This is a genomic window from Streptococcus sp. DFI.7.26 (assembly GCF_022240605.1).
GTDB classification, from domain to species: domain Bacteria; phylum Bacillota; class Bacilli; order Lactobacillales; family Streptococcaceae; genus Streptococcus; species Streptococcus xiaochunlingii.
Map to the genome: position 1 here is coordinate 235,545 of NZ_JAKOGN010000001.1, position 21,528 is coordinate 257,072.

At 42.7% G+C, this 21,528-nt stretch carries 23 protein-coding genes and 1 pseudogene; 22 read left to right on the forward strand and 2 right to left on the reverse strand.

Features of this window, described 5'->3' with window-relative positions; genetic code table 11:
* Positions 1-36: 36 nt before the first annotated feature.
* The 17 genes and pseudogenes from truB (L0M85_RS01200) to L0M85_RS01280 all read left to right on the forward strand — a co-directional run.
* Positions 37-282 (forward strand): annotated as a pseudogene (gene truB, locus L0M85_RS01200) (tRNA pseudouridine(55) synthase TruB); the annotation flags it as partial.
* A 169-nt stretch (positions 283-451) separates the two neighbouring features.
* A complete protein-coding gene (locus L0M85_RS01205; RefSeq protein WP_238656208.1) occupies positions 452-712 on the forward strand; it encodes a hypothetical protein in 261 nt (86 codons plus the stop codon).
* 13 nt (positions 713-725) lie between these two features.
* Entirely contained in the window at positions 726-881 is a 156-nt protein-coding gene (locus L0M85_RS01210) for a hypothetical protein (RefSeq protein WP_185761515.1), read from the forward strand.
* 3 nt (positions 882-884) lie between these two features.
* Positions 885-1,646: a hypothetical protein gene (locus L0M85_RS01215; protein WP_048689987.1), complete on the forward strand. Its 762-nt coding sequence runs from the start codon at positions 885-887 to the stop codon at positions 1,644-1,646.
* A 164-nt stretch (positions 1,647-1,810) separates the two neighbouring features.
* A complete protein-coding gene (gene truB, locus L0M85_RS01220; protein WP_048689984.1) occupies positions 1,811-2,707 on the forward strand; it encodes a tRNA pseudouridine(55) synthase TruB in 897 nt (298 codons plus the stop codon).
* A 4-nt stretch (positions 2,708-2,711) separates the two neighbouring features.
* On the forward strand, positions 2,712-3,629 hold the full coding sequence (locus tag L0M85_RS01225) for a bifunctional riboflavin kinase/FAD synthetase (RefSeq protein WP_238656210.1): 918 nt from the start codon (positions 2,712-2,714) through the stop codon (positions 3,627-3,629).
* 127 nt (positions 3,630-3,756) lie between these two features.
* A complete protein-coding gene (locus L0M85_RS01230; RefSeq protein WP_040803090.1) occupies positions 3,757-4,158 on the forward strand; it encodes a Spx/MgsR family RNA polymerase-binding regulatory protein in 402 nt (133 codons plus the stop codon).
* Between the two features lies 1 nt (position 4,159).
* Complete coding sequence (locus L0M85_RS01235) at positions 4,160-4,438, forward strand: UPF0223 family protein (protein ID WP_048689976.1); 279 nt, start codon at positions 4,160-4,162, stop codon at positions 4,436-4,438.
* The gene (locus L0M85_RS01240; protein WP_238656212.1) at positions 4,428-5,201 is read left to right on the forward strand and encodes an inositol monophosphatase family protein; all 774 of its coding nucleotides are present in this window, start codon (positions 4,428-4,430) and stop codon (positions 5,199-5,201) included. Before L0M85_RS01235 ends, L0M85_RS01240 begins: the two co-directional genes overlap by 11 nt.
* Positions 5,198-6,502 carry an RsmB/NOP family class I SAM-dependent RNA methyltransferase gene (locus L0M85_RS01245; protein WP_238656214.1) on the forward strand — a complete coding sequence of 435 codons (1,305 nt, stop codon included), beginning with the start codon at positions 5,198-5,200 and terminating at the stop codon, positions 6,500-6,502. Before L0M85_RS01240 ends, L0M85_RS01245 begins: the two co-directional genes overlap by 4 nt.
* Positions 6,503-6,631: 129 nt before the next feature.
* Positions 6,632-7,498 (forward strand): phosphate ABC transporter substrate-binding protein PstS family protein, encoded by an 867-nt coding sequence (locus tag L0M85_RS01250; RefSeq protein WP_048689967.1) that lies wholly within the window; start codon positions 6,632-6,634, stop codon positions 7,496-7,498.
* A gap of 17 nt (positions 7,499-7,515) precedes the next feature.
* Positions 7,516-8,427 carry a phosphate ABC transporter permease subunit PstC gene (gene pstC / locus L0M85_RS01255; RefSeq protein ID WP_238656216.1) on the forward strand — a complete coding sequence of 304 codons (912 nt, stop codon included), beginning with the start codon at positions 7,516-7,518 and terminating at the stop codon, positions 8,425-8,427.
* Complete coding sequence (pstA, locus tag L0M85_RS01260) at positions 8,417-9,301, forward strand: phosphate ABC transporter permease PstA (protein WP_006596570.1); 885 nt, start codon at positions 8,417-8,419, stop codon at positions 9,299-9,301. The genes pstC and pstA overlap by 11 nt, the downstream gene beginning before the upstream one ends.
* A gap of 11 nt (positions 9,302-9,312) precedes the next feature.
* Complete coding sequence (gene pstB, locus L0M85_RS01265) at positions 9,313-10,116, forward strand: phosphate ABC transporter ATP-binding protein PstB (RefSeq protein WP_238656218.1); 804 nt, start codon at positions 9,313-9,315, stop codon at positions 10,114-10,116.
* 36 nt (positions 10,117-10,152) lie between these two features.
* Positions 10,153-10,911 (forward strand): phosphate ABC transporter ATP-binding protein PstB, encoded by a 759-nt coding sequence (gene pstB, locus L0M85_RS01270; RefSeq protein ID WP_048717263.1) that lies wholly within the window; start codon positions 10,153-10,155, stop codon positions 10,909-10,911.
* Between the two features lie 14 nt (positions 10,912-10,925).
* The gene (gene phoU, locus L0M85_RS01275; protein WP_006596567.1) at positions 10,926-11,579 is read left to right on the forward strand and encodes a phosphate signaling complex protein PhoU; all 654 of its coding nucleotides are present in this window, start codon (positions 10,926-10,928) and stop codon (positions 11,577-11,579) included.
* 131 nt (positions 11,580-11,710) lie between these two features.
* The gene (locus L0M85_RS01280; protein WP_238656220.1) at positions 11,711-14,254 is read left to right on the forward strand and encodes a M1 family metallopeptidase; all 2,544 of its coding nucleotides are present in this window, start codon (positions 11,711-11,713) and stop codon (positions 14,252-14,254) included.
* A 56-nt stretch (positions 14,255-14,310) separates the two neighbouring features.
* Here L0M85_RS01280 and L0M85_RS01285 read toward each other — a convergent pair whose 3' ends face one another.
* Entirely contained in the window at positions 14,311-14,853 is a 543-nt protein-coding gene (locus L0M85_RS01285; RefSeq protein WP_042361035.1) for a biotin transporter BioY, read from the reverse strand.
* 205 nt (positions 14,854-15,058) lie between these two features.
* Here L0M85_RS01285 and L0M85_RS01290 point away from each other — a divergent pair, with 205 nt between their 5' ends.
* From L0M85_RS01290 to L0M85_RS01310, 5 genes are all read left to right on the forward strand, one after another.
* Positions 15,059-15,649 (forward strand): hypothetical protein, encoded by a 591-nt coding sequence (locus L0M85_RS01290; protein WP_023022846.1) that lies wholly within the window; start codon positions 15,059-15,061, stop codon positions 15,647-15,649.
* Between the two features lie 113 nt (positions 15,650-15,762).
* Entirely contained in the window at positions 15,763-16,437 is a 675-nt protein-coding gene (locus tag L0M85_RS01295; protein WP_023022847.1) for a response regulator transcription factor, read from the forward strand.
* Positions 16,427-17,800, forward strand: a complete 1,374-nt coding sequence (locus L0M85_RS01300) for a HAMP domain-containing sensor histidine kinase (RefSeq protein WP_023022849.1) — start codon at positions 16,427-16,429, stop codon at positions 17,798-17,800. Before L0M85_RS01295 ends, L0M85_RS01300 begins: the two co-directional genes overlap by 11 nt.
* 364 nt (positions 17,801-18,164) lie before the next feature.
* Positions 18,165-18,551, forward strand: coding sequence for a VOC family protein (locus tag L0M85_RS01305; protein ID WP_023022851.1), 387 nt, complete (start codon positions 18,165-18,167; stop codon positions 18,549-18,551).
* Between the two features lie 209 nt (positions 18,552-18,760).
* Entirely contained in the window at positions 18,761-20,131 is a 1,371-nt protein-coding gene (locus L0M85_RS01310) for a polysaccharide deacetylase family protein (RefSeq protein WP_238656222.1), read from the forward strand.
* A gap of 308 nt (positions 20,132-20,439) precedes the next feature.
* Here L0M85_RS01310 and L0M85_RS01315 read toward each other — a convergent pair whose 3' ends face one another.
* The gene (locus L0M85_RS01315; RefSeq protein ID WP_140813883.1) at positions 20,440-21,528 is read right to left on the reverse strand and encodes a DEAD/DEAH box helicase; all 1,089 of its coding nucleotides are present in this window, start codon (positions 21,526-21,528) and stop codon (positions 20,440-20,442) included.

Here is a 21,528-nt window from a genome sequence, read left to right on the forward strand (position 1 = left end):
CGGATGGTCACACAAGAGTTAGAAAGAGCAAATCAGATGGACGGAATTATCAATGTTAAAAAAGAAGCAGGCATGACCTCACATGATGTGGTCTTTAAACTGCGAAAAATCTTAGGAACTAAGAAGATCGGCCATGGGGGAACGCTGGATCCAGATGTGGTCGGGGTGCTTCCGATTGCCGTAGGAAAAGCGACCCGGATGGTCGAATTTATGCAAGATGAGGGTAAAATCTACGAGGGAGAAATCACTTTGGGATTTTCTACCACGACGGAAGATGCCAGTGGTTTTAAAAAGGAGACTTTCAATCTGCCATGGAAAATATGTCCAAATATAATTTGAAAAAAATTTGGGGCAGATTAAGAGACTATACATTTTTAATATCAAGCTTTGAACTATTAGAAGTGTCTATCCATCTTCAAGATGTGCAAGATATTGCTTTCTTTGAGAACAGTTGTCCAATGCGCCAGATTCGAAAGATGGTAAGGCAAAACTCGTTGCTCAAGCCATAAAAGATATTGTATTTAATCAAGAAGTGAACGACTACTTCGATACTACCGAATCAGAAAGTAAGCTAGCTCGAATCATGTTCTCTTATTATGGAGCACTCAATGCTCAATTAAAAGGAGATGAAGCTCGTGCTCGAAGTTTGTTTGAAAGCATAGCCCATGAAAATCCAGAGCTTTTTATGTTCAGGAAGCGCAGAAATATTTAGAAGGAGAAAACTGATGTCGGAACGTAGAGCTTCACCGATTGGAAGTGTTGTTCGTGTGAGAGAAGGTGTGGAGTCACTCATGATAATAAATTGCTGTCCAGATATTAAAAAAGCAGAGGCAAAAATGAAACTAGGACCATTTGGATTGGGCTTATCAATAGGGGAGTAAAGCATGGAAATACAACTACAATTACGAGGAAACTCAGAGGGATTTATCCTTCAGTCGAAACTACCTGATGAAGAACATTGGACTGAGAGGATTGAAATCGTTCAAGAAGAGGAAGGTTATCGTCTATATGCAAAAGATGTAGAAATTCTTGTCTTGAAAGCATCAGAATACATTTCTAAAAGAAAAAGAATAGTCGCAAGAGGGTTAAATAAGGATTTGATTTATTTTGAAGAAGAAAGATTTGATCATTTATGGGAACAAGCATATTGGCATGGAGTTTTTCAATTCAATTTAAACAACTATGAAATGAAGTGTGTAGGTTCAGGTAGTAAAGGAGATATTCTACCTGTGACAAAAGATGGCATTCCGATTGCCGTTTATGCTGCAAGTAATATTGCAATTGCTGGAAAGAGAAACTTTTCTCTCTATACTGAAAATATTGACGAAATTGACAGTTTACTGATGTTTTATATAGTTGATTATATTAGGGGATATGACTTTTTAGATATTGATTCTTTATCTGCAAGATATCGTTACTTTTATCAATTCAGTGACCGCTCAGCTCTAACGAAGGAACATTTAGATATGCTTCCAGAGGGGAGAAGACCTTCCAAGTTAGAGGCGTTTATCATTTATTTTTTATCAGCTTTGCTTGTTGTGGTTGTCAGTTTGGTATCATTACGCTCTTGGTTCTTATTATTAGTAATTCTTCTGATACATTCTATTTATAATATCATAAAGAATTGGAGAAATAGAGATGAATAGTAGGGTATTTACCTATAGATTTATTATTGATGCTACATTAAAAGGAATCTTAAAAAAGGTACCAATAGCCTAATTAAAGGCATGAGAGGATGGTTTAATGATACTGGAACGAATTAAAAAAATTTATTAACCACATGATGAGAAAGGAAAATAGAAAGCAAGACATGGACGGAATTATTAATATAAAAAAAGAAGCGGGCATGACTTCGCATGATGTGGTCTTTAAACTTCGGAAAATCTTAGGCACCAAGAAGATTGGCCATGGAGGAACTTTGGATCCGGATGTGGTGGGCGTTTTACCCATTGCTGTAGGGAAGGCGACTCGTATGGTCGAGTTCATGCAGGATGAGGGCAAGGTCTACGAGGGGGAAATCACTCTGGGATATTCAACAACGACCGAGGATGCTAGTGGGGAAGTTGTCGCAGAGACTCCTGTTTTGTCTCCACTGGATGAAAAGCTTGTTGATGAAGCCATTGCTAGTCTGACAGGGCCTATCACCCAGATTCCACCAATGTACTCAGCAGTCAAGGTCAATGGGCGTAAGCTCTATGAATATGCGCGTGCTGGTCAGGAGGTCGAACGTCCAGAACGTCAGGTGACCATTTATAGTTTTGAAAGAACCAGTCCCATTTGCTACGAGGATAAACTTGCGCGTTTTACTTTCCGAGTAAAATGTAGCAAGGGAACCTATATCCGTACCTTATCGGTTGACTTGGGAGAGAAGCTTGGTTACTCCGCCCATATGTCTCATCTGACCCGAACCAGTGCTGCCGGTTTGTCACTGGATAATGCCTTGACCCTGGAAGAGCTTGCTGAAAAGGTAAGGCAAGGAGATTTGAGCTTCCTTCATCCACTTGAGATTGGTACCGGGGATCTGGAAAAAGTAGAGCTGACAGTTGAAGAGGTTGGCGAAGTCCAAGTGGGACGCTTTATTCCAGTTGAGAGCGAAGCCAGAGAGTTAGCTGCTTTTTACCAAGAGAAGTTGGTAGCCATTTTGGAAAAAAGGGAAGAACTTTACAAACCTCGCAAGGTTTTTCTGACAGAAAGTGTGTTACAATAAATTTATGAACATTTGTTATGTATCTAGTGAAAAAGAAATAAAAGCTCAAGCAGATACTGTTCTTGTCTTGGGCTATTTTGACGGTCTTCATCGAGGGCATCAGGAGCTCTTTCGGACAGCCCGCACTATTGCCGATGAGCAAGGACTTCGAGTAGCTCTTTTGACCTTTCCAGAATCTCCCAAATTGGCTTTTGCCCGTTACCAACCAGAATTACTCCTCCACCTCCAAAATCCAGAGGAGCGTTTTAAACGAATGGAAGAACTTGGAGTCGATGATCTTTATCTCATTGATTTCACCAGTGATTTTGCGGCTCATACGGCTGAAGAATTCGTTACTACCTACCTAACAAGACTTCGAGCTCGTGTCTTAGTGGCAGGCTTTGATTATAGCTTTGGTAGCGATAAGAAAGTAGCTAGTGATTTGGGAACCTATTTTAAAGGCCAAGTCATCGTAGTTCCACCTGTCCTAGACCAGGGCAAAAAAATCAGCTCGACCCGTATTCGCCAGGCCATTGCCTCTGGCCAAGTGAAAGAAGCAGCTGATCTTTTAGGCTATCCCTTATCCAACCGTGGTATCGTAGTCCATGGTGATGCACGGGGGCGAACCATTGGTTTTCCAACAGCAAATCTGGCACCGATCGATCGCACCCATCTCCCTCAGGATGGTGTTTATGTCGTCGAAGTAGAGGTGCTAGGGAAACGTCATCGGGGGATGGCCTCTGTAGGGAAAAACTCGACCTTTGATGGGACGGAACTTCGCTTTGAAGCCAATATCTTTGATTTTTCAAAAGATATTTATGGACATACGATTCGGATTTTTTGGTTAGACAAGATTCGAGAAATGGTCAAATTTGATAGTGTAGAAGCACTCGTCGAGCAACTGCGCCAGGATGAGATCATGGCTCGTAAATGGACAAATTAATTTTTGTTAGAAATTCTCCCTTAAGGGGAGAATTTTCTTTGTCTAAATTAAAAAATCACTATGCAAGCATGGAATAATTTTGTATAATAGAGTCAGCTAAGTGTGTCCAAAAAAAGAAGAGAAGAACATGATTACATTATTTTTGTCTCCGAGTTGTACATCCTGTCGCAAGGCCAGAGCTTGGTTAGAAAAACATGAGGTTCCTTTTAAGGAACACAATATTATGACGAGTCCTCTAACAACTGAGGAGTTGCGTAATATTTTAGCTCTAACTGAGAACGGTACAGACGATATTATTTCAACTCGTTCTAAAATTTTTCAGAAGTTAAATGTTGATGTAGAGGATTTATCGATTTCTGCTTTAATCAAGTTGATTGAGGAGAATCCTAGTCTTTTGCGTCGCCCAATTATTCTAGACAAGAAACGGATGCAAATTGGTTTTAATGAGGATGAAATTCGCGCATTTCTCCCTCGAGGATATCGTAAGGAAGAGTTAAGATCTGCTACATTAAGAGCGGAGATCCATTAATATGAATAAAAATTATAGTTACCCACTCGATTTATCGTGGAGCACTGAAGAGCTTGCTTCGGTGCTTTCTTTTTTTAATCAGGTTGAACAAGCCTATGAACAAAAGGCAGATGCTCGTATCTACCTAGAAGCCTATAAGGCCTTTAAGAAAGTTGTCCCAAGTATTGGCGAAGAAAAGCGTCTGGGAAAGGAGTTTGAAGAGGTCAGTGGCTACTCACTTTACCGCGCAACCAAAGCCGCGAAAGAAAAAGGGGAAGGATGGTTTTCGATTGATCAATAAATTAGAATTTGCTAAGACCATTGTCAAAGAAGCAGGAAGCTATCTAAGAGAACACTTACATGACCAGCTAGCGATTACTGTCAAAACAAATCCGACGGATTTGGTGACTCAGATGGATCAGGAAGTGCAAGCAACCCTGGTCCGTAAGATTTTGGAAGCTTATCCAGAAGATCAAATTTTTGCTGAAGAAGATGAACTTCGTGCTCCTATTCACTCCGGTAAGGTTTGGGTGATTGATCCCATTGATGGGACCAATAATTTTGTGACCCAAAAAGAAGATTTTGCTGTTATGGTTGCCTATTTTGAAGAAGGTCTTGGTCAGTTTGGCTTGATCTATGATGTCATGCGCGACCATCTCTTTTTTGGTGGAAAGGATTTTGGAGTCTTTTGCAATGACAAAGAACTAAAACCGTTTCAAAATAGGCCTATTGGGGACTTATTAGTGGCTTCTAATGTCGGCATGCTCAAGTCCAACGCTTGGGGCATGGCGGATCTGGGAGCAGAGTGCTTGGGGATTCGGGTCTACGGGAGCGCTGGTATCAGCTTTACCAAGATTCTATCTGGTGGCATTTTAGGCTACTTTAGCTATATTTGGCCATGGGACTATGCAGCAGCAGCTATTATGGGTGAGTGCCTCGGATACTCAGTCTTGACCTTGGAAGGGAAAGAACCTAGCTATGAGACCTTGGATCCTATCATGATGGTCCCAACTTGTAAACTAGATGAGATTCAACCTTTTTTGACGAAAGGAAAAGACGCATGACCTTTCCTCAAGGATTTAAAGAAAAGTATACCCAACTACTTGGAGAGGAGGCTGAGGCCTTCTTTCAAACCTTTGACGAGCCGGCCGTATCTGCCTATCGGACTAATCCATTGAAGGCGGAGCAAATCAGTGGCGATGACCCTATTCCAGGCATGCCTTGGAGTTACTATGGCAAGGTGTCGGGTAAATCCGTTGCCCATGTCACTGGACTGGTCTATTCGCAAGAACCGGCTGCCCAAATGGTAGCCCAAGTAGCTCATCCAAAACCAGGTATGAAGGTCTTGGATCTTGCGGCAGCACCGGGTGGCAAGACGACCCACTTGCTCTCTTATTTAGACAATCAAGGACTCCTCGTTTCCAATGAAATCCACAAGGGCCGCTCTAAGATTTTGGTCGAGAATGTCGAACGCTTTGGAGCCCGTAATGTCGTGGTGACCAATGAATCAGCCGATCGCTTGGCTAAGGTTTTCCCAGCCTATTTTGATTTGATTGTTTTGGATGCTCCGTGTTCTGGTGAAGGCATGTTCCGGAAGCAGCCAGATGCTATGGACTATTGGCATCCTGATTATCCAGCCCAATGTGCTGGTCTCCAGAGAGAAATCTTAACAGATGCTATCAAGATGCTGGCACCAGGTGGACAGCTAGTTTATTCGACCTGTACCTGGGCACCGGAAGAGAATGAAGAGATTGTCTCTTGGCTCTTAGAAGAATATGAGTTGGAATTGCTACCGATTGAAAAAATCAATGGCATGGTAGAGGGGATCGGCTATCCTGAAACAGCCCGGATGTATCCCCATCGTTTCAAAGGGGAAGGGCAATTTGTTGCTAAATTCCTTTATCACGGAAAGCCTGAAGTTAAGAAGATCAAGGAAGGACGTTCCAATCTAACAGCTGAGCAGAAGAAACTGTGGCAAGCTTTTGCCAAGGATTGCTTGGCTATTGACTTGGAGGGCCTCTACCAATGTTTTGGAGACCAGCTTTATCTCTTGCCGGTTGGACTTCCTGATTTGAAAAAGGTCAAGATTGCTCGCAATGGATTGCACCTTGGAACCTTTAAGAAAAATCGCTTTGAACCTAGCTTTGCTTTGGGCCTAGCTCTGAAACCAGATCAAGTGAAGAAATCGGTCAGCTTGTCGGATCCAGACTTTATGAAGTACGTGGCTGGAGAGACTATTCAGCTAGATCAAGACTACCCAAATGGTTGGTATCAGGTCTTAGCTGGAGGAAATGGTTTAGGTTTTGCAAAAGTGACTGGACGGACCTTAAAAAATTTCTTTCCTAAAGGTTTGAGATTTAGATAAATTATTAGGAAATGCCGTCTTTCTATGTTATAGTGGAAATAGAGTGATTCTTGCTAGAATACTAGAAGATAACAAGTGTTTAGAGATAAGATTTAAACGATATTTGATTATGATTCAAGGAGACTTACATTGAATAAATGCAAAAAGCTAGTCCTTGGGCTAGCAACAGTAGCACTTGCAGCTTCTCTTTCTGCCTGTGCGTCTTGGATTGACCGTGGAGAAGCGATTACAGCTGTTGGATCAACAGCCCTACAACCGCTCGTTGAAGGGGTGGTAGATCGTTATATTGAAGAGCATCCCGGTAAGATTGTCAATGTCCAAGGGGGTGGATCTGGTACAGGTCTTTCTCAGGTCCAATCAGGAGCTGTCGACATTGGAAATAGTGACCTTTTTGCAGAGGAAAAAGATGGCATCGATGCTTCTAGCTTGGTAGACCATCAAGTAGCAGTAGCAGGAACATCCATCATTGCGAACAAGGGGATTTCCGTAGACGATTTAACTACTGAACAATTGCGTAAGATTTTTACTGGTGAATATACCAACTGGAAGCAATTGGGTGGTGAGGACTTGGAAATTACCATTGTGAACCGTGCAGTAGGATCTGGTAGCCGTGCTGTATTCGATGACATCATCATGGACGGCAAAGATCCTAAACAGGCTCAGGAACAGGATTCCAACGGAATGGTGAAGAACATTGTTTCCCAGACTCCAGGTGCCATTTCTTATCTGGCCTTTACCTACGTGGATGATAGTGTCAAAACCATGAAGTTAAATGGCTATGAACCAACTAAGGAAAACGTAGTGAATAATAACTGGCCAATTTGGTCCTATGAACACATGTATACCAAGGGTGAGCCAAGTAAACTGGCAAAGAAATTCTTGGATTATATGATGACAGATGAGGTCCAGCAGGAAATCGTTGGTAAGATGGGCTATATCCCAATCAATGATATGAAAGTCAGCCGTGATCTTGACGGTAACATTACGAAGAAATAAGAAGAATTAGGTAAAACATGAACGAAGTAGCAAAAAAAATGCTCTCAAAGTCCAATAATTCTCGTTTGGAAAAATTTGGTAAAACCATTACTTTCTGCTGTATGAGTTTGATTGTCTTTGTTGTAGCTTTGATTTTGATTTTTGTAGCCCAAAAGGGATTATCGACCTTCTTTGTCAACAAGGTTAATGTCTTTAGTTTCCTTTTTGGATCCACTTGGAATCCGTCAGGGAAAGAATTTGGGGCTTTGCCAATGATCTTGGGTTCCTTCATTGTAACCCTTTTGTCTGCCTTGGTGGCGACGCCTTTTGCCATCGGTGCGGCAGTCTTTATGACAGAGGTTTCTCCAAAGGGAGCTCGTCTCTTACAACCAGCCATTGAGTTGTTGGTAGGGATCCCTTCTGTTGTTTACGGATTTATTGGTTTGCAAGTGGTGGTTCCATTTGTTCGTTCCATCTTTGGTGGGACAGGGTTTGGAATCTTGTCAGGGGTCTTTGTCCTCTTTGTCATGATACTTCCAACTGTGACCTTTATGACAACAGACAGCTTACGGGCAGTACCTCGTCACTATCGGGAAGCAAGTATGGCTATGGGAGCGACTCGTTGGCAAACCATCTGGCATGTCACCTTAAAGGCCGCTCGCTCCGGTATTTTTACGGCAGTTGTCTTTGGAATGGCGCGTGCCTTCGGTGAAGCCTTGGCTATTCAGATGGTAGTCGGAAACTCAGCGGTTGTTCCAACATCTTTAACGACTCCAGCTTCCACCTTAACCTCTATTTTGACTATGGGAATCGGAAATACCGTTATGGGAACAGTTAACAACAACGTTCTCTGGTCACTTGCTTTGGTGCTCTTGCTGATGAGTTTGGCATTCAACAGCGTTATCAAATTGATCACGAAAGAAAGAGGTAAGAAGAACTATGCACGCTAAAAAAATAGATAAGATAGCGACAGGGGTTCTCTATGCAATTGCTGGAATTATTGTCACTATTCTTGCTTCTTTGATACTCTATATTCTGGTTAGAGGGTTGCCGCATGTGTCTTGGACCTTCTTGACCAGCAAATCCTCTTCTTACCAAGCAGGTGGAGGGATTGGGATTCAGCTCTATAATTCCTTCTTCCTCTTAGTCATTACCTTGATTATTTCCTTCCCACTTTCATTAGGGGCAGGGATCTACTTATCAGAGTATGCCAAGAAGGGCCCATTGACCAATTTGGTTCGGACCTGTATTGAAATCTTGTCCTCTCTCCCATCGGTCGTAGTTGGTCTCTTTGGCTACTTGGTCTTTGTAGTGCAGTTCCAATATGGCTTCTCGATTATTTCTGGAGCCTTGGCCTTGACGGTCTTTAACTTGCCACAGATGACACGAAACATTGAAGATAGTTTGCAAAATGTCCACCATACACAAAGAGAAGCCGGCCTTGCGCTTGGAATTTCTCGTTGGGAAACCGTGATTCACGTGGTGGTACCTGAAGCCTTGCCAAGTATTATTACGGGTGTCGTACTAGCTTCTGGGCGGATCTTTGGGGAAGCAGCTGCCTTGATTTATACTGCTGGTCAGTCTGCCCCGGCCTTGGATTGGAGCAACTGGAACCTCTTTAGTGTCACCAGTCCGATCTCTATTTTCCGTCAAGCAGAAACACTAGCGGTCCACATTTGGAAGGTCAATAGTGAAGGAACCATTCCAGATGCGATTGAAGTATCTGCTGGATCGGCTGCAGTCTTGTTGATCTTCATTTTGATTTTCAACTTCGGAGCGCGTAAGCTTGGTACTTACCTCCATAAGAAATTAACCTCAGCATAAAAGGAGAAGAAATGTCAAAGTACAATTGGGATGAGAAACATATCATTACTTTTCCTGAAGAAAAAGTGGTCCTTTCGACCAAAGACTTGCATGTCTACTATGGTTCAAATGAATCCATCAAAGGCGTGGATATGCAATTTGAGAAGAATAAAATCACAGCTTTGATCGGTCCTTCTGGATCTGGGAAATCCACCTATCTCAGAAGTTTGAACCGGATGAACGATACCATTGATATTGCGCGTGTGACTGGGGAGATCTGGTATGAAGGGATTGACGTCAACCGTCCAGATATCAATGTCTATGAAATGAGAAAGCATATCGGAATGGTCTTCCAACGACCAAATCCGTTTGCCAAGTCCATCTACCGCAATATTACCTTCCCCCACGAGCGGGCAGGTGTCAAAGACAAGAAGGTCTTGGACGAAATCGTAGAAAAATCTTTGAAGCAAGCAGCTCTTTGGGATCAGGTCAAGGATGATTTGCACAAGTCTGCTTTGACGCTTTCAGGTGGTCAACAGCAACGCCTTTGTATTGCCCGGGCTATCTCTGTCAAACCGAAGATTTTGCTCATGGATGAGCCGGCTTCAGCCTTAGACCCTATCGCGACTGCTCAGTTGGAAGAAAGCATGCTAGAGTTGAAGAAGGACTATACTATTATCATCGTGACCCACAGCATGCAACAGGCAGCTCGTGCTAGCGATTATACAGGATTCTTCTATCTAGGTGATTTGATCGAGTATGATAAAACAGCCAACATTTTCCAAAATGCAAAACTGCAATCAACCAACGATTATGTATCTGGTCACTTTGGATAGGATTTGGCAACATTGAAATAACATAAGGATGAAAACATGACAGAACCAATTTTGCAAGTCAAGGACTTGTCGGTTTATTACAATAAGAAAAAGGCACTGAATAGTGTGTCACTGGATTTCACCCCTAAAGAAATCACGGCTTTAATCGGCCCGTCTGGATCTGGGAAGTCTACCTTGCTCAAAGCCATCAACCGGATGGGAGATTTGAACCATGAGGTGACAACAACAGGAACAGTCATTTACAATGGTCACAATATCTATAGTCCTCGGACAGATACAGTAGAACTTCGTAAGGAAATCGGGATGGTCTTCCAACAGCCCAACCCCTTCCCTATGTCTATCTATGACAATGTCACATACGGACTCATGATCAATGGGGTCAAGGACAAGCAAGTCTTGGATGAAGCAGTCGAAACTTCCTTGAAAAATGCCTCTATCTGGGATGAGGTCAAGGATCGTCTCCATGATTCAGCGATTGGGCTTTCAGGGGGGCAACAACAACGGGTTTGTGTGGCGCGTGTATTGGCAACCAGTCCAAAGATTATCCTCTTGGATGAGCCAACCTCAGCTTTGGACCCGATTTCTGCTGGAAAGATTGAAGAAACACTTTATGGTTTGAAGGATCGTTATACCATGCTCTTGGTGACGCGGTCTATGCAGCAAGCTAGTCGGATCTCGGATAGAACGGCCTTTTTCTTGGATGGGGACCTCATCGAGTATGATGACACCTCAAAAATCTTCTTGAACCCTGCTCGTAAGGAAACAGAAGATTATGTATCAGGGAAGTTTGGATAAGAAAGGGAAAGTAAATGTTACGTGTACAATTTGAAGAAGATTTAGAAAAGCTTCATAACCAGTTTTATGCCATGGGAAATGAAGTCTTGACCCAGATCAACCGCACGGTTCGAGCTTTTGTCACTCATGATCGTGATCTGGCACGTCAGGTTATCGAAGATGATGCAGAGATTAATGAGTATGAAGTGAAGTTGGAGCGCAAATCCTTTGAGATGATTGCCCTTCAACAACCAGTTTCTCAGGACCTTCGGATGGTGATGACAGTCTTAAAAGCTGTATCTGACGTGGAGCGTATGGGAGACCATGCGGTATCTATCGCTCGTGCAACCATCCGTATGAAGGGAGAACTTCGTAGTAAGGTTGTAGAAGAAGAAATCAGCAAAATGGGTCGAGAAGTCAAAGACTTTGTTGAAGCAACCTTGGAGCTCTACCTAAAAGGGGATGTTGAAACGGCCTATGAAGTAGCAACTCGCGATGAAAAGATTAATGAGTATTATGATCGTATTCAAGAGTTGGCAACGGAAGAAATCAAGCATAATCCTGACTTGATTATCACTGGACGTGATTACTTCCAAGTCATCAACTACTTGGAGCGTATTGGTGATTACGCTAAAAATATCTGTGAGTGGGTTGTCTACTTCGAAACTGGAAAAATTGTGGAATTATAAGAAAAGAAAGTCTGAGGTCATGATCTCAGACTTTTGTCTTTTTGTAGATCTGGTTTTGCCCCCTCTTACCTTACAGTTAGTAGGATTTATGTTAGAATAGAAGGTGAGAAAAAATGAAGAAGGAGTTACTTATGCAAGCAGTTGCACATTTTATTGATACATTTGTACCTGAGCACTATGATCTACTCTTAGATTTGAACCGCTCTAGTAAAACTTTCTCAGGGAAAGTGATCATTAGCGGAGAAGCAAAAGAGACTCGCATCTCTCTTCACCAAAAGGATTTGACCATCGAAACAGTAGAAGTAGCAGGTCAAGCCCGTCCATTTTCGGTGGATGATGACAATGAAGCAGTCTATGTCGAATTAGAAGGGACAGGTCAAGTAACGATTACCTTGACCTATTCTGGTAAGATCACAGACAATATGACAGGAATTTATCCTTCTTACTACACAGTAGATGGTGTAAAGAAGGAAGTGATCTCTACTCAGTTTGAGAGCCACTTTGCACGTGAAGCCTTCCCAAGTGTGGATGAGCCAGAAGCCAAAGCGACCTTTGATTTGGCTGTGAAATTTGACCAAGAAGAGGGAGAAATCGTTCTTTCTAACATGCCAGAAATCGATGTGGAAAACCGTAAAGAAACAGGGATTTGGAAGTTTGATACGACTCCACGTATGTCTTCTTATCTCTTGGCCTTTGCGGCTGGAGACCTTCAAGGTGTGACAGCTAAGACCAAGAATGGAACCCTAGTCGGTGTCTACTCTACCAAAGCTCACCCATTAGAAAACTTGGACTTCTCATTGGATATTGCCGTTCGTGCCATTGAGTTTTATGAAGACTATTATGGCGTGAAGTATCCAATCCCTCAATCTCTTCATATCGCTCTTCCAGACTTCTCTTCAGGAGCGATGGAAAACTGGGGCTTGGTAACCTACCGTGAAGTTTATCTCCTTGTAGATGAAAACTCGACAGCCCAAAGCCGTCAAACAGTAGCCTTGGTGGTGGCTCACGAATTGGCTCACCAATGGTTCGGAAACCTCGTGACCATGAAATGGTGGGATGATCTCTGGTTGAATGAAAGCTTCGCCAACATGATGGAATATGTCAGCTTGGATGCCATCGAACCAAGCTGGAATATCTTTGAAGACTTCCAAACAACTGGTGTGCCTGCTGCCTTGAAACGCGATGCTACAGATGGCGTTCAATCCGTCCATGTGGAAGTCAAACACCCTGACGAGATTAACACCCTCTTTGACCCAGCCATCGTTTACGCTAAGGGTAGCCGTCTCATGCACATGCTTCGCCGTTGGTTAGGCGATGATGCCTTCCGTAAAGGGTTGAAGATTTACTTTGAAAAACACCAATACGGCAACACCATCGGTCGTGACCTTTGGGATGCTCTTGGGCAAGCTTCAGGTCGTGATGTCGCATCCTTTATGGATTCTTGGTTGGAGCAACCAGGATACCCTGTTGTCTCAGCTTCTGTAGAGAACGACACCTTGATCATCCGTCAAGAGCAGTTCTTCATCGGAGAAAGAGAAGAAAAAGGCCGTAAGTGGGTTGTTCCATTGAATAGCAACTGGACAGGTATTCCAGATACCTTGGAAACTGAAGTCTTAGAAATTCCAAACTACAGTGCCTTGAAAGCAGCTAACAACGGAGCTCTTCGCTTCAATACAGAAAATACAGCTCATTATATCAGTGACTACCGTGGGGAATTGTTAGAAGACATCCTTGCTGAACTTGCTAACTTGGATAGCACTTCGAAACTACAAGTGGTTCAAGAACGCCGTCTCTTAGCGGAAAGTGGTCAAATTTCTTATGCAAGCCTCTTGCCAGTGATTGAACATTTGACAGAAGAAAGTTCCTACTTGGTCGTTTCTGCTGTTTCGAGCGTCTTGAGCGGAATCAGTCTCTTTGTGGATGAAGGAACTGAAACAGAAGTAGCCTTCCATGAGTTGTTGAAACGGATGAACCGTTACAACTTCGAACGCTTGGGACTGGAAGCTAAGCCTGGTGAAACAGAAGAAGACGAAAAAGTTCGTCAGCTAATGATTGCTAATATGATTAAGGCCAATGATGAAGCTGCACAAGCACAAGCGAGCGCTATCTTTGAAGCGCACGCAGCTGATCTAGAAAAACTTCCAGCTGCCATTCGCTTGCAAATCTTGGTCAACCAAATCAAACACCAGGAAACCAAGGCGCTTAGCCAACAATATCTGGATACCTATGTGAAGACAGTTGATGGAAACTTTAAACGCCAGTTGGCGGCTGCCCTTTCTTATACCAAGGATGAGGAAACTTTGGAAGCTCTATTGAAGGAGTGGAAGAACAAGGATGTGGTGAAACCTCAGGACTTGGCTATGAGCTGGTACTTCAATTTCTTGCACCATGACTTTACCCAAGGAAGAACCTGGACTTGGGCGCGTGAAAACTGGAATTGGATCAAGAAAGCACTCGGTGGTGATATGAGCTTTGATAAGTTTGTCATCTACCCAGCTAATTGTTTCAAGACCCGTGAACGGTTGAATGAATACAAGGCCTTCTTTGAGCCTCAATTGGATGATATGGCGATCAGCCGTAATATCAAGATGGGAATTAAAGAGATCGCGGCTCGTATCGATCTTATCGAGCGGGAGAAAGCAGCGGTTGAAACAGCCCTTCTAGCAACTAAATAAAGAAAAAAAAGCTCCTAGAGAGGAACCTACAGGTTTGTAGGCCTCTCTAAGAGTTTTTATTTTGCTTTTTTGAAATATGGGAGATGTTTGAGATTGCGATAGAGAATAACTGCGAAAACCGTTGTCAACGTGATCTTAATCAAATCTGGTAATACAAAAGGTAGGACGACCAGTTTTACGGTGAGATCCAAACTCTGGTGGGTAATGAGCATAAAACCTAAGGCACCCCCAATAAAGAGGACGACTTCCCCCAAGGCGTTAGCTAGGAAGATACGAATGGGCTGTCCCTTTTGGCCAGCGAGGCTAGAGGTAACCAAAGCACGAAGGGGAAAGAAGAAAAGGAATCCAGCAGTGGGACCGTAGAAGGAGCTGATGCCTCCGTGACCACCTGCAAAGACGGGGAGGCCAATGGCACCTAAGAGGAGGTAAATGAGAACAGAAAGGGTGGCTTCTTTTGGACGGTAGATGCTGGCGATCAATCCAATCGCTAAAGTCTGAAGCGTGATAGGAATGGGTCCAAGTGGGATTGTAAAAGGAGATAGGGCAGCAATCAGAGCTGCTCCAAGAGCAATTAATGTCATTGATTCTATTTTTTTCAAAACAGTAAACCTCGCTTTATTTTTATGGTAACTATTCTACAAAAAAGAATGCAAGCCTGTCAAGTCCTCTATTCAGCTGTGACAATTGTCTCCATCCTCATTTTAGGAAAGTTTAAGAAAAAATTTAGTCACGATTAAGGAAGAATCGGTAAACTATCCCTATCTAAACAAAGGCCTTGTTTAAATAATTTAAGGAATGGAAAGAATGCAAGCTTCGAATGAACAAAAGCAAGAAAGAACTGAAAAAATGATTGTCGTTAAGAAAAGTCCTAAGTGGTGGGCAACTGCCGCAGCAACAGGAGGACTTGTCGTAGGAATGACTGGTGGATTTGGCTTGGGAATGTTGGCGACAGCCAATACGACTCCCCAACGCCAACAAGCAGCAGTAGCTACACAAAATAGTAACCAGCCTGCCCAAAACCATCAAGGACAAAATAGCCATGGGAACGATCAAAATGGACCTTCTAACTCACAAGGTTTTGATGGCCAAAATGGTGGTCCAGGGCAAGGAGAAATGAACGGTCAACCACCTCAAGGAGGGGGCTCGCAAGGTGGTCAAGGACAAGATGGATTTGGTGGAGGACCAGGCGGTATGCCACCGCAAGATGGCCAAAACGGTGGACCAGGACAAGGAGACATGAATGGCCAACCACCACAAAATGGAGGCCCTCAAGGTCAACAAGACAAGCAACAAAATAGTAAATCGAGTAAAAAGTCCTCCAAGAAATCCTCTTCGAAAAAATCGTCTAGCAATACAAACAATTCATCAAAGGATGAGACAGGGACAGCAGGCTAAGAAAAAAGTTGAAATCGCTATCTGAATGCTACTGAATGAAGCCTGGTCATGTTATAATAGAGTAGAAAATACTCGTCATCCCTGTATGGAAGAATGAGAAGGAGAAAGTACACATGATTAAGATTTTATTAGTAGAAGACGACCTCGGTTTGTCTAATTCAGTATTTGATTTTTTAGATGACTTTGCAGATGTCATGCAAGTCTTTGATGGAGACGAAGGTCTTTATGAGGCTGAAAGTGGCATCTATGACCTCATTTTGCTAGACCTCATGCTCCCTGAAAAAGATGGTTTCCAAGTTCTGAAAGAATTGAGAGATAAGGGTGTCTCCACTCCAGTATTGATTATGACAGCCAAAGAGAGTTTGGACGATAAGGGCCATGGGTTTGAGTTAGGGGCAGATGACTATCTGACCAAGCCATTCTACCTAGAAGAACTCAAGATGCGGATCCAAGCATTGTTGAAGCGCTCTGGTAAGGTCAATGAAAATACCCTTTCTTATGGGAATGTAACCGTTAATCTTTCGACAAACTCTACGCTTGTTGAAGGGAAAGAAGTGGAGCTATTAGGGAAAGAATTTGATCTTTTGGTCTATTTCCTTCAAAATCAAAATGTTATCCTGCCCAAGACACAAATCTTTGATCGACTTTGGGGATTTGATAGCGATACGACTATCTCGGTTGTTGAAGTGTATGTTTCTAAGATTCGTAAGAAGTTAAAAGGAACAGAATTTGCAAAAAATCTCCAAACATTGCGTAGCGTGGGGTACATTCTGAAAGATGCTCAATAAAATTAAAAAAACTGTCAATGCGGATGACTTTTCTTATTTCATCCGCTATTTCGGACTCTTTACCTTGATTTTCTCAACCATGACCTTGATTATTATTCAAGTAATGCGGTCAAGTCTGTATACAACGGTTGATGAAAATTTAAAGATACTGAGTAAAGATCGTTATTCCATCATTAGCTTGGCCAATCGTACCGGAAATGGGATGGGAAGAGACGAACCAGATGATGACCGACCAGAAGATAATGAACCTGATCCCGAGGATGGCCCTAGACCATCGGTCACTTCCAATAGTACAGCCATCCTCTTGAATGATAATTTTGAAAATGTGACGACGGACAATGGTTTTCTGGATTTAAAAACAGTGACCTTTAGTCGCAGCTATTTAAACAAGATCAAGCAGATTCAAATCACCAACCATTATAAGCAAAAAGAAAGCTACCGGGCTTATTTGGTGGATATTGACCCCGATGATTATATCGATGGGGTGAAATATGCCGTGATCATGACCAATATCAGCCAGTTGGAGCAGACCAGTGAAAAACACGAGAGCCAAATCGCCTTGGTCATGATTTGCTTCTGGGGCATTTCCCTCTTTGCAAGTATCTTCCTGGCTAAAATGAGTGTGAAACCTCTCTTAGAGAGCATGAACCGGCAGAAGGCTTTTGTCGAAAATGCTTCTCATGAATTGCGGACACCTTTAGCCGTTTTGCAAAATCGTTTGGAAACCCTGTTCCGAAAGCCAGAGGCAACAATTATGGAATCCAGTGAGAATATCGCCTCCTCTTTGGATGAGGTTCGCAATATGCGCTTACTGACGACCAATCTCTTAAACTTAGCCCGTCGGGATGATGGGATTAAACCTGAGTTTTGTGAAATCCCTCCCTCTTTTTTCGACCAAACCTTTGCCAATTATGAAATCATTGCCGAGGAAAATGATAAAATTTTCGAGTATGAGAATCATGTCGAAAGGAGTCTGGTGTCTGACAAGGTCCTACTGAAACAGCTGATGACCATTTTGTATGACAATGCCCTCAAATACACAGAGGAAGAAGGAAAGATACGGTTTGTCGCCCAATTCAAGGATCGCTATCTCTATCTTCGGGTAGAGGATAATGGACCAGGGATTGCAGACGAAGATAAAAAGCGGATATTTGATCGATTCTACCGAGTGGATAAGGCGCGTACGCGTCAAAAGGGTGGTTTTGGGTTAGGACTGTCCTTAGCCAAGCAAATCGTAGAAGCCTTTAATGGCACCATTACTGTTCGAGATAACAAGCCGAAAGGTGCTATTTTCGAGGTTAAACTAGCAACCAAGTCAGATAGTAAAAAGAAATCAACTTCTAAATCAACGAAAAACAAGTAAAGCTGAGGAATCTTTAACTTAGATGAAGCAAAAGACTTCTAAAACTTTCCAAAGGTGAGAAGGGACGTCAGCGAACTTCTACGAAGTTCCATGACTTAGTTTTGAACCTAAGGTTTCAAAACTCCCCTGTGCTTGAAACATAACTGTTTCAAGCACTTTTCTCACGGCGGAAAGTTTCAGAACCTACATGGATGGCGCTCATAATAAGGAGTTGTTCTTATTTTTTAGAATGACTTGGATTATTTTATATAACATAAGTTTTTTGATAATTTAGGCTGAGGAATCCTCAGCTTTTTTAGCTATTTCAAATAATCGCTATTTTTGCCTGACTAGTGTATAATAGAAAAAAAGAAAGAGGTGTCGTATGGCTTCAAAAATGTTACACACTTGTTTGCGAGTGGAGAATTTAGAAAAATCAATTGCCTTTTATGCAGATGCGTTTGGCTTTAAGGAATTGCGTCGCAAAGATTTTCCTGAATACAAATTTACGATTGTTTATCTTGGTTTAGAAGGGGATGACTATGAGTTAGAATTAACTTACAACTATGATCATGGTCCTTACGTCATTGGAGATGGCTTTGCCCATGTTGCCTTGAGTACGCCAGACCTTGAAGCCCTTCATGCGGAGCATAAGGAAAAAGGTTACCAAGTAACAGATCCTAAAGGCTTGCCAGGAACGCTTCCAAACTATTACTTTATTGTGGACCCAGATGGCTACAAAGTAGAAGTGATTCGTGAAAAGTCCTTATAATCAGCATCATAAAACTTGTGACAAAGAGCAGATGTGACTACACCTGTTCTTTTTTTCTGCTTGAAAGTTGCCGGCTCAAAGTGACAGGAGATAGGACTGAGCTACTTTAATTTCCCTACTATATTTTAGGCTTTATTTTCTAGATTCTAGAGTTTTCTACTGTTTTTTGGTGATAAAATTGCTATAATAAGAGTATGAAGAAATCCTACTTGAAAATACTTATTCTCATCATTCTGAATCTCCTTTTTATCGGGGGGATTTATCTTGCTTATCAGAAGATTGAGGAAGCACGCGCTATCAAAAATTATAATCAACAGTTTTCCAAAGCAATCCAGGAAGAAGAAGCAGTTGAAAAAGACAAAGATACCATTCTTCAAAAAGGAATGGTCGGTCAATCTTATGTTGCTGCCTACTACCCGAATAATAACGAAGAACCCATCGCAGTAGTCAAAGAGAGAATTTTGGCTGACGTAGGCTCTCTTCCCCAAGAAGAGAAGAAGAATCAGCAAGCAAAAGAGCTATTGTTCTATCATACCGAACGCTCAGAAGACCCATTTGTCGGGGTTCACCCTTATCAGGTGAAGAAGACCCAGTACAAGTGGAAAAACGGCAAGTTCATCAAAGATGGGATCGACAAACTTCCCCTCCTTTATCTAACGGATGAGGGGACGGTCTTCCAATTCTCCCAATTGTTTACGGATGCTGATCTAGCCAAAGAAACCCTCTTAACTGAGTTGCGCTCTCAGCTGGTTTTCCTACAGTTAGGGGAAGATCGAATTGAAGAGCTGATGCAAGCTGTCTCAGCAAGTGATATGGCAAGCTGGCAGTTCACCTACAATCAAGGGGTTCTTTCTATCACCCTTCCAGTTACTATTGAGGGCATGGAAACCTTCGATATGCCCCTTTCGAAGCTCTATGATGTGATTGATTCTGCTCGCCTGAATCCTGGAGATCGTGATGCTTATGAGGCCTACCAAACCCAACGTCACGCTAAAATGGTTGCCTTGACTTTTGATGATGGTCCAGATCCATCGACGACTCCTCAAGCCCTGGATATCCTCAACAAGTACCATGTTAAAGCGACTTTCTTTATGCTTGGGAAGAATGTCTCTGCCTATCCAGAAGTGGCTAAACGGGTCCGTCAGGAAGGACATGAAATCGGGATCCATACTTGGAACCACCCTGTCTTAACTAAGTTGCCTTTGGAGTCAGCTCAAAAAGAAATCATGGATACCAAAGAAGTGATTCAAAAGGTGACTGGAGTGCAAACGAAGATTACTCGTCCTCCTTATGGTTCGATTAATAGTGCCATTCAATATGCAGTGGATCAAGCCTTTATCATGTGGGATGTGGACACCTTGGATTGGAAGAGTCATAACACCGAAGCGATCTTAGCAGAGGTGAAAAAACAAGTCAAACCAGGATCAATTATCCTGATGCATGATATTCACCAAACTTCGATTAATGCTCTCCCAGCTGTGATCCAATACCTTCAATCGCAAGGCTACACTATCGTCACGGTTGATGAACTCTTAAACCACCAAGTGGAAAGTCATCGCCTCTATTACAATCGGAATTAAAAAAATCGTTCGTAGAAATACGAACGATTTTGAATATAGACAAACTATTGTTTTACATAAAAAAACTGGATGATTATCAAAAAATGACTTTTATTTTTTAGTCATTTAAGAATATGAATAACTTTCCGCTGTGAGAAAAGTGCCTGAAACACTATTGATTCAGGCACTCGGGAGTTTTGAGACCTTAGGCTCAAAACTAAGTCATGGAACTTCTTCGAAGTTCGCTGACGTCCGTACTCACCGAAGGAAAGTTTTAAAAATGACTTTATCTTCAATCTGAATCGTTCGTAATGTTACGAACGATTTTCTTATTCTTCCCCTATATAGAGTTGAGCTCCCTTGAGGATTAAAGGACGAACAGGGGTTAATTTTTTCAAACTTTTTAATTCTTCTGGATGGCTAACCAAGGTGATGACATAGCCTTCTTTGCCCATGCGTCCGGTACGCCCAGATCGGTGGATGTAGGTTTCGGCATCTCTTGGGACTTCATAGTTGACGACACATTCTAGTGAGTCGATATCGATTCCCCGCGCTACCAAATCTGTTGCCAGAAGGAGTGTCAGCTGATGATCCTTAAAGCGTTCCAGAATGACTTTCCGGAATTTGACGTTGACGTCACTAGCAAGTGAGACAGCGCTAACTTCTCGGTACTGGAGTTTTTCTTCAGCGCTCCCTAGGTCGGACAAGCTATTGAAGAAAACGAGGCCACGAAAGTCTTCGACATTGGAGAGTTTTCTGAGGAGTTCGACCTTTTCTCGCTTGTCCACTTCCATATAGAAGTGCTGGATATTGTCCAAGCTTTGCCCTTCTACCTGAATGGTCAGGGTATTGGGCTCGATTTGCTCTGCATCAAACTTAGTCGTTGCACTCATATAGATAAATTGATGATCTCGCGGCGCGTAGTGGCAAATCTTGTCGACAAAGTGATACTGAGAGTCGCTGAAAAGTTGGTCAAATTCGTCCAGGATGATGGTATCGACATTCATCATCTTGATTTTCTTGAGCTTGATCAACTCAAAAATACGGCCTGGAGTTCCGATGAGAATTTCGGGTCCTTTTTTGAGACGTTCGATTTGCCGTTTTTGACTAGAGCCAGAAAGGAAAAGTTGAGCACTGAGTCCAAGAGGCTCTGCCCATTGTTTAGTGACATCAAAGATTTGTCCGGCCAACTCTGTATTGGGGGAGAGGATCAGCAATTGTTGCGCTTTTTTAGGTTTTAGCTTGAGAAGACTAGGGAAGAGATAGGCCAGAGTCTTCCCAGTTCCTGTCGGGCTGACTCCAAGTACGTTCTCCCCTTGGGTGATCGGCTCAAAGAGGCGTTCTTGGATTTCAGTGAGTTGCTCAAAGCCGAGGGTTTTGAGTTGCTCTTGCCAGAGCGGTGGGAATGCTAGTGTCAT

Coding starts and splice junctions, on each gene's coding strand:
- pstB (WP_048717263.1), top strand. CDS start 10,153: ATGACAGAACCAATTTTGCAAGTCAAGGACTTGTCGGTTTATTACAAT.
- L0M85_RS01235 (WP_048689976.1), top strand. CDS start 4,160: ATGAATAAAAATTATAGTTACCCACTCGATTTATCGTGGAGCACTGAA.
- L0M85_RS01210 (WP_185761515.1), top strand. CDS start 726: ATGTCGGAACGTAGAGCTTCACCGATTGGAAGTGTTGTTCGTGTGAGA.
- pstB (WP_238656218.1), top strand. CDS start 9,313: ATGTCAAAGTACAATTGGGATGAGAAACATATCATTACTTTTCCTGAA.
- phoU (WP_006596567.1), top strand. CDS start 10,926: ATGTTACGTGTACAATTTGAAGAAGATTTAGAAAAGCTTCATAACCAG.
- truB (WP_048689984.1), top strand. CDS start 1,811: ATGGACGGAATTATTAATATAAAAAAAGAAGCGGGCATGACTTCGCAT.
- L0M85_RS01300 (WP_023022849.1), top strand. CDS start 16,427: ATGCTCAATAAAATTAAAAAAACTGTCAATGCGGATGACTTTTCTTAT.
- L0M85_RS01295 (WP_023022847.1), top strand. CDS start 15,763: ATGATTAAGATTTTATTAGTAGAAGACGACCTCGGTTTGTCTAATTCA.
- L0M85_RS01245 (WP_238656214.1), top strand. CDS start 5,198: ATGACCTTTCCTCAAGGATTTAAAGAAAAGTATACCCAACTACTTGGA.
- L0M85_RS01225 (WP_238656210.1), top strand. CDS start 2,712: ATGAACATTTGTTATGTATCTAGTGAAAAAGAAATAAAAGCTCAAGCA.
- L0M85_RS01315 (WP_140813883.1), bottom strand. CDS start 21,528: ATGACACTAGCATTCCCACCGCTCTGGCAAGAGCAACTCAAAACCCTC.
- L0M85_RS01230 (WP_040803090.1), top strand. CDS start 3,757: ATGATTACATTATTTTTGTCTCCGAGTTGTACATCCTGTCGCAAGGCC.
- L0M85_RS01305 (WP_023022851.1), top strand. CDS start 18,165: ATGGCTTCAAAAATGTTACACACTTGTTTGCGAGTGGAGAATTTAGAA.
- L0M85_RS01215 (WP_048689987.1), top strand. CDS start 885: ATGGAAATACAACTACAATTACGAGGAAACTCAGAGGGATTTATCCTT.
- L0M85_RS01280 (WP_238656220.1), top strand. CDS start 11,711: ATGCAAGCAGTTGCACATTTTATTGATACATTTGTACCTGAGCACTAT.
- L0M85_RS01290 (WP_023022846.1), top strand. CDS start 15,059: ATGCAAGCTTCGAATGAACAAAAGCAAGAAAGAACTGAAAAAATGATT.
- pstA (WP_006596570.1), top strand. CDS start 8,417: ATGCACGCTAAAAAAATAGATAAGATAGCGACAGGGGTTCTCTATGCA.
- pstC (WP_238656216.1), top strand. CDS start 7,516: ATGAACGAAGTAGCAAAAAAAATGCTCTCAAAGTCCAATAATTCTCGT.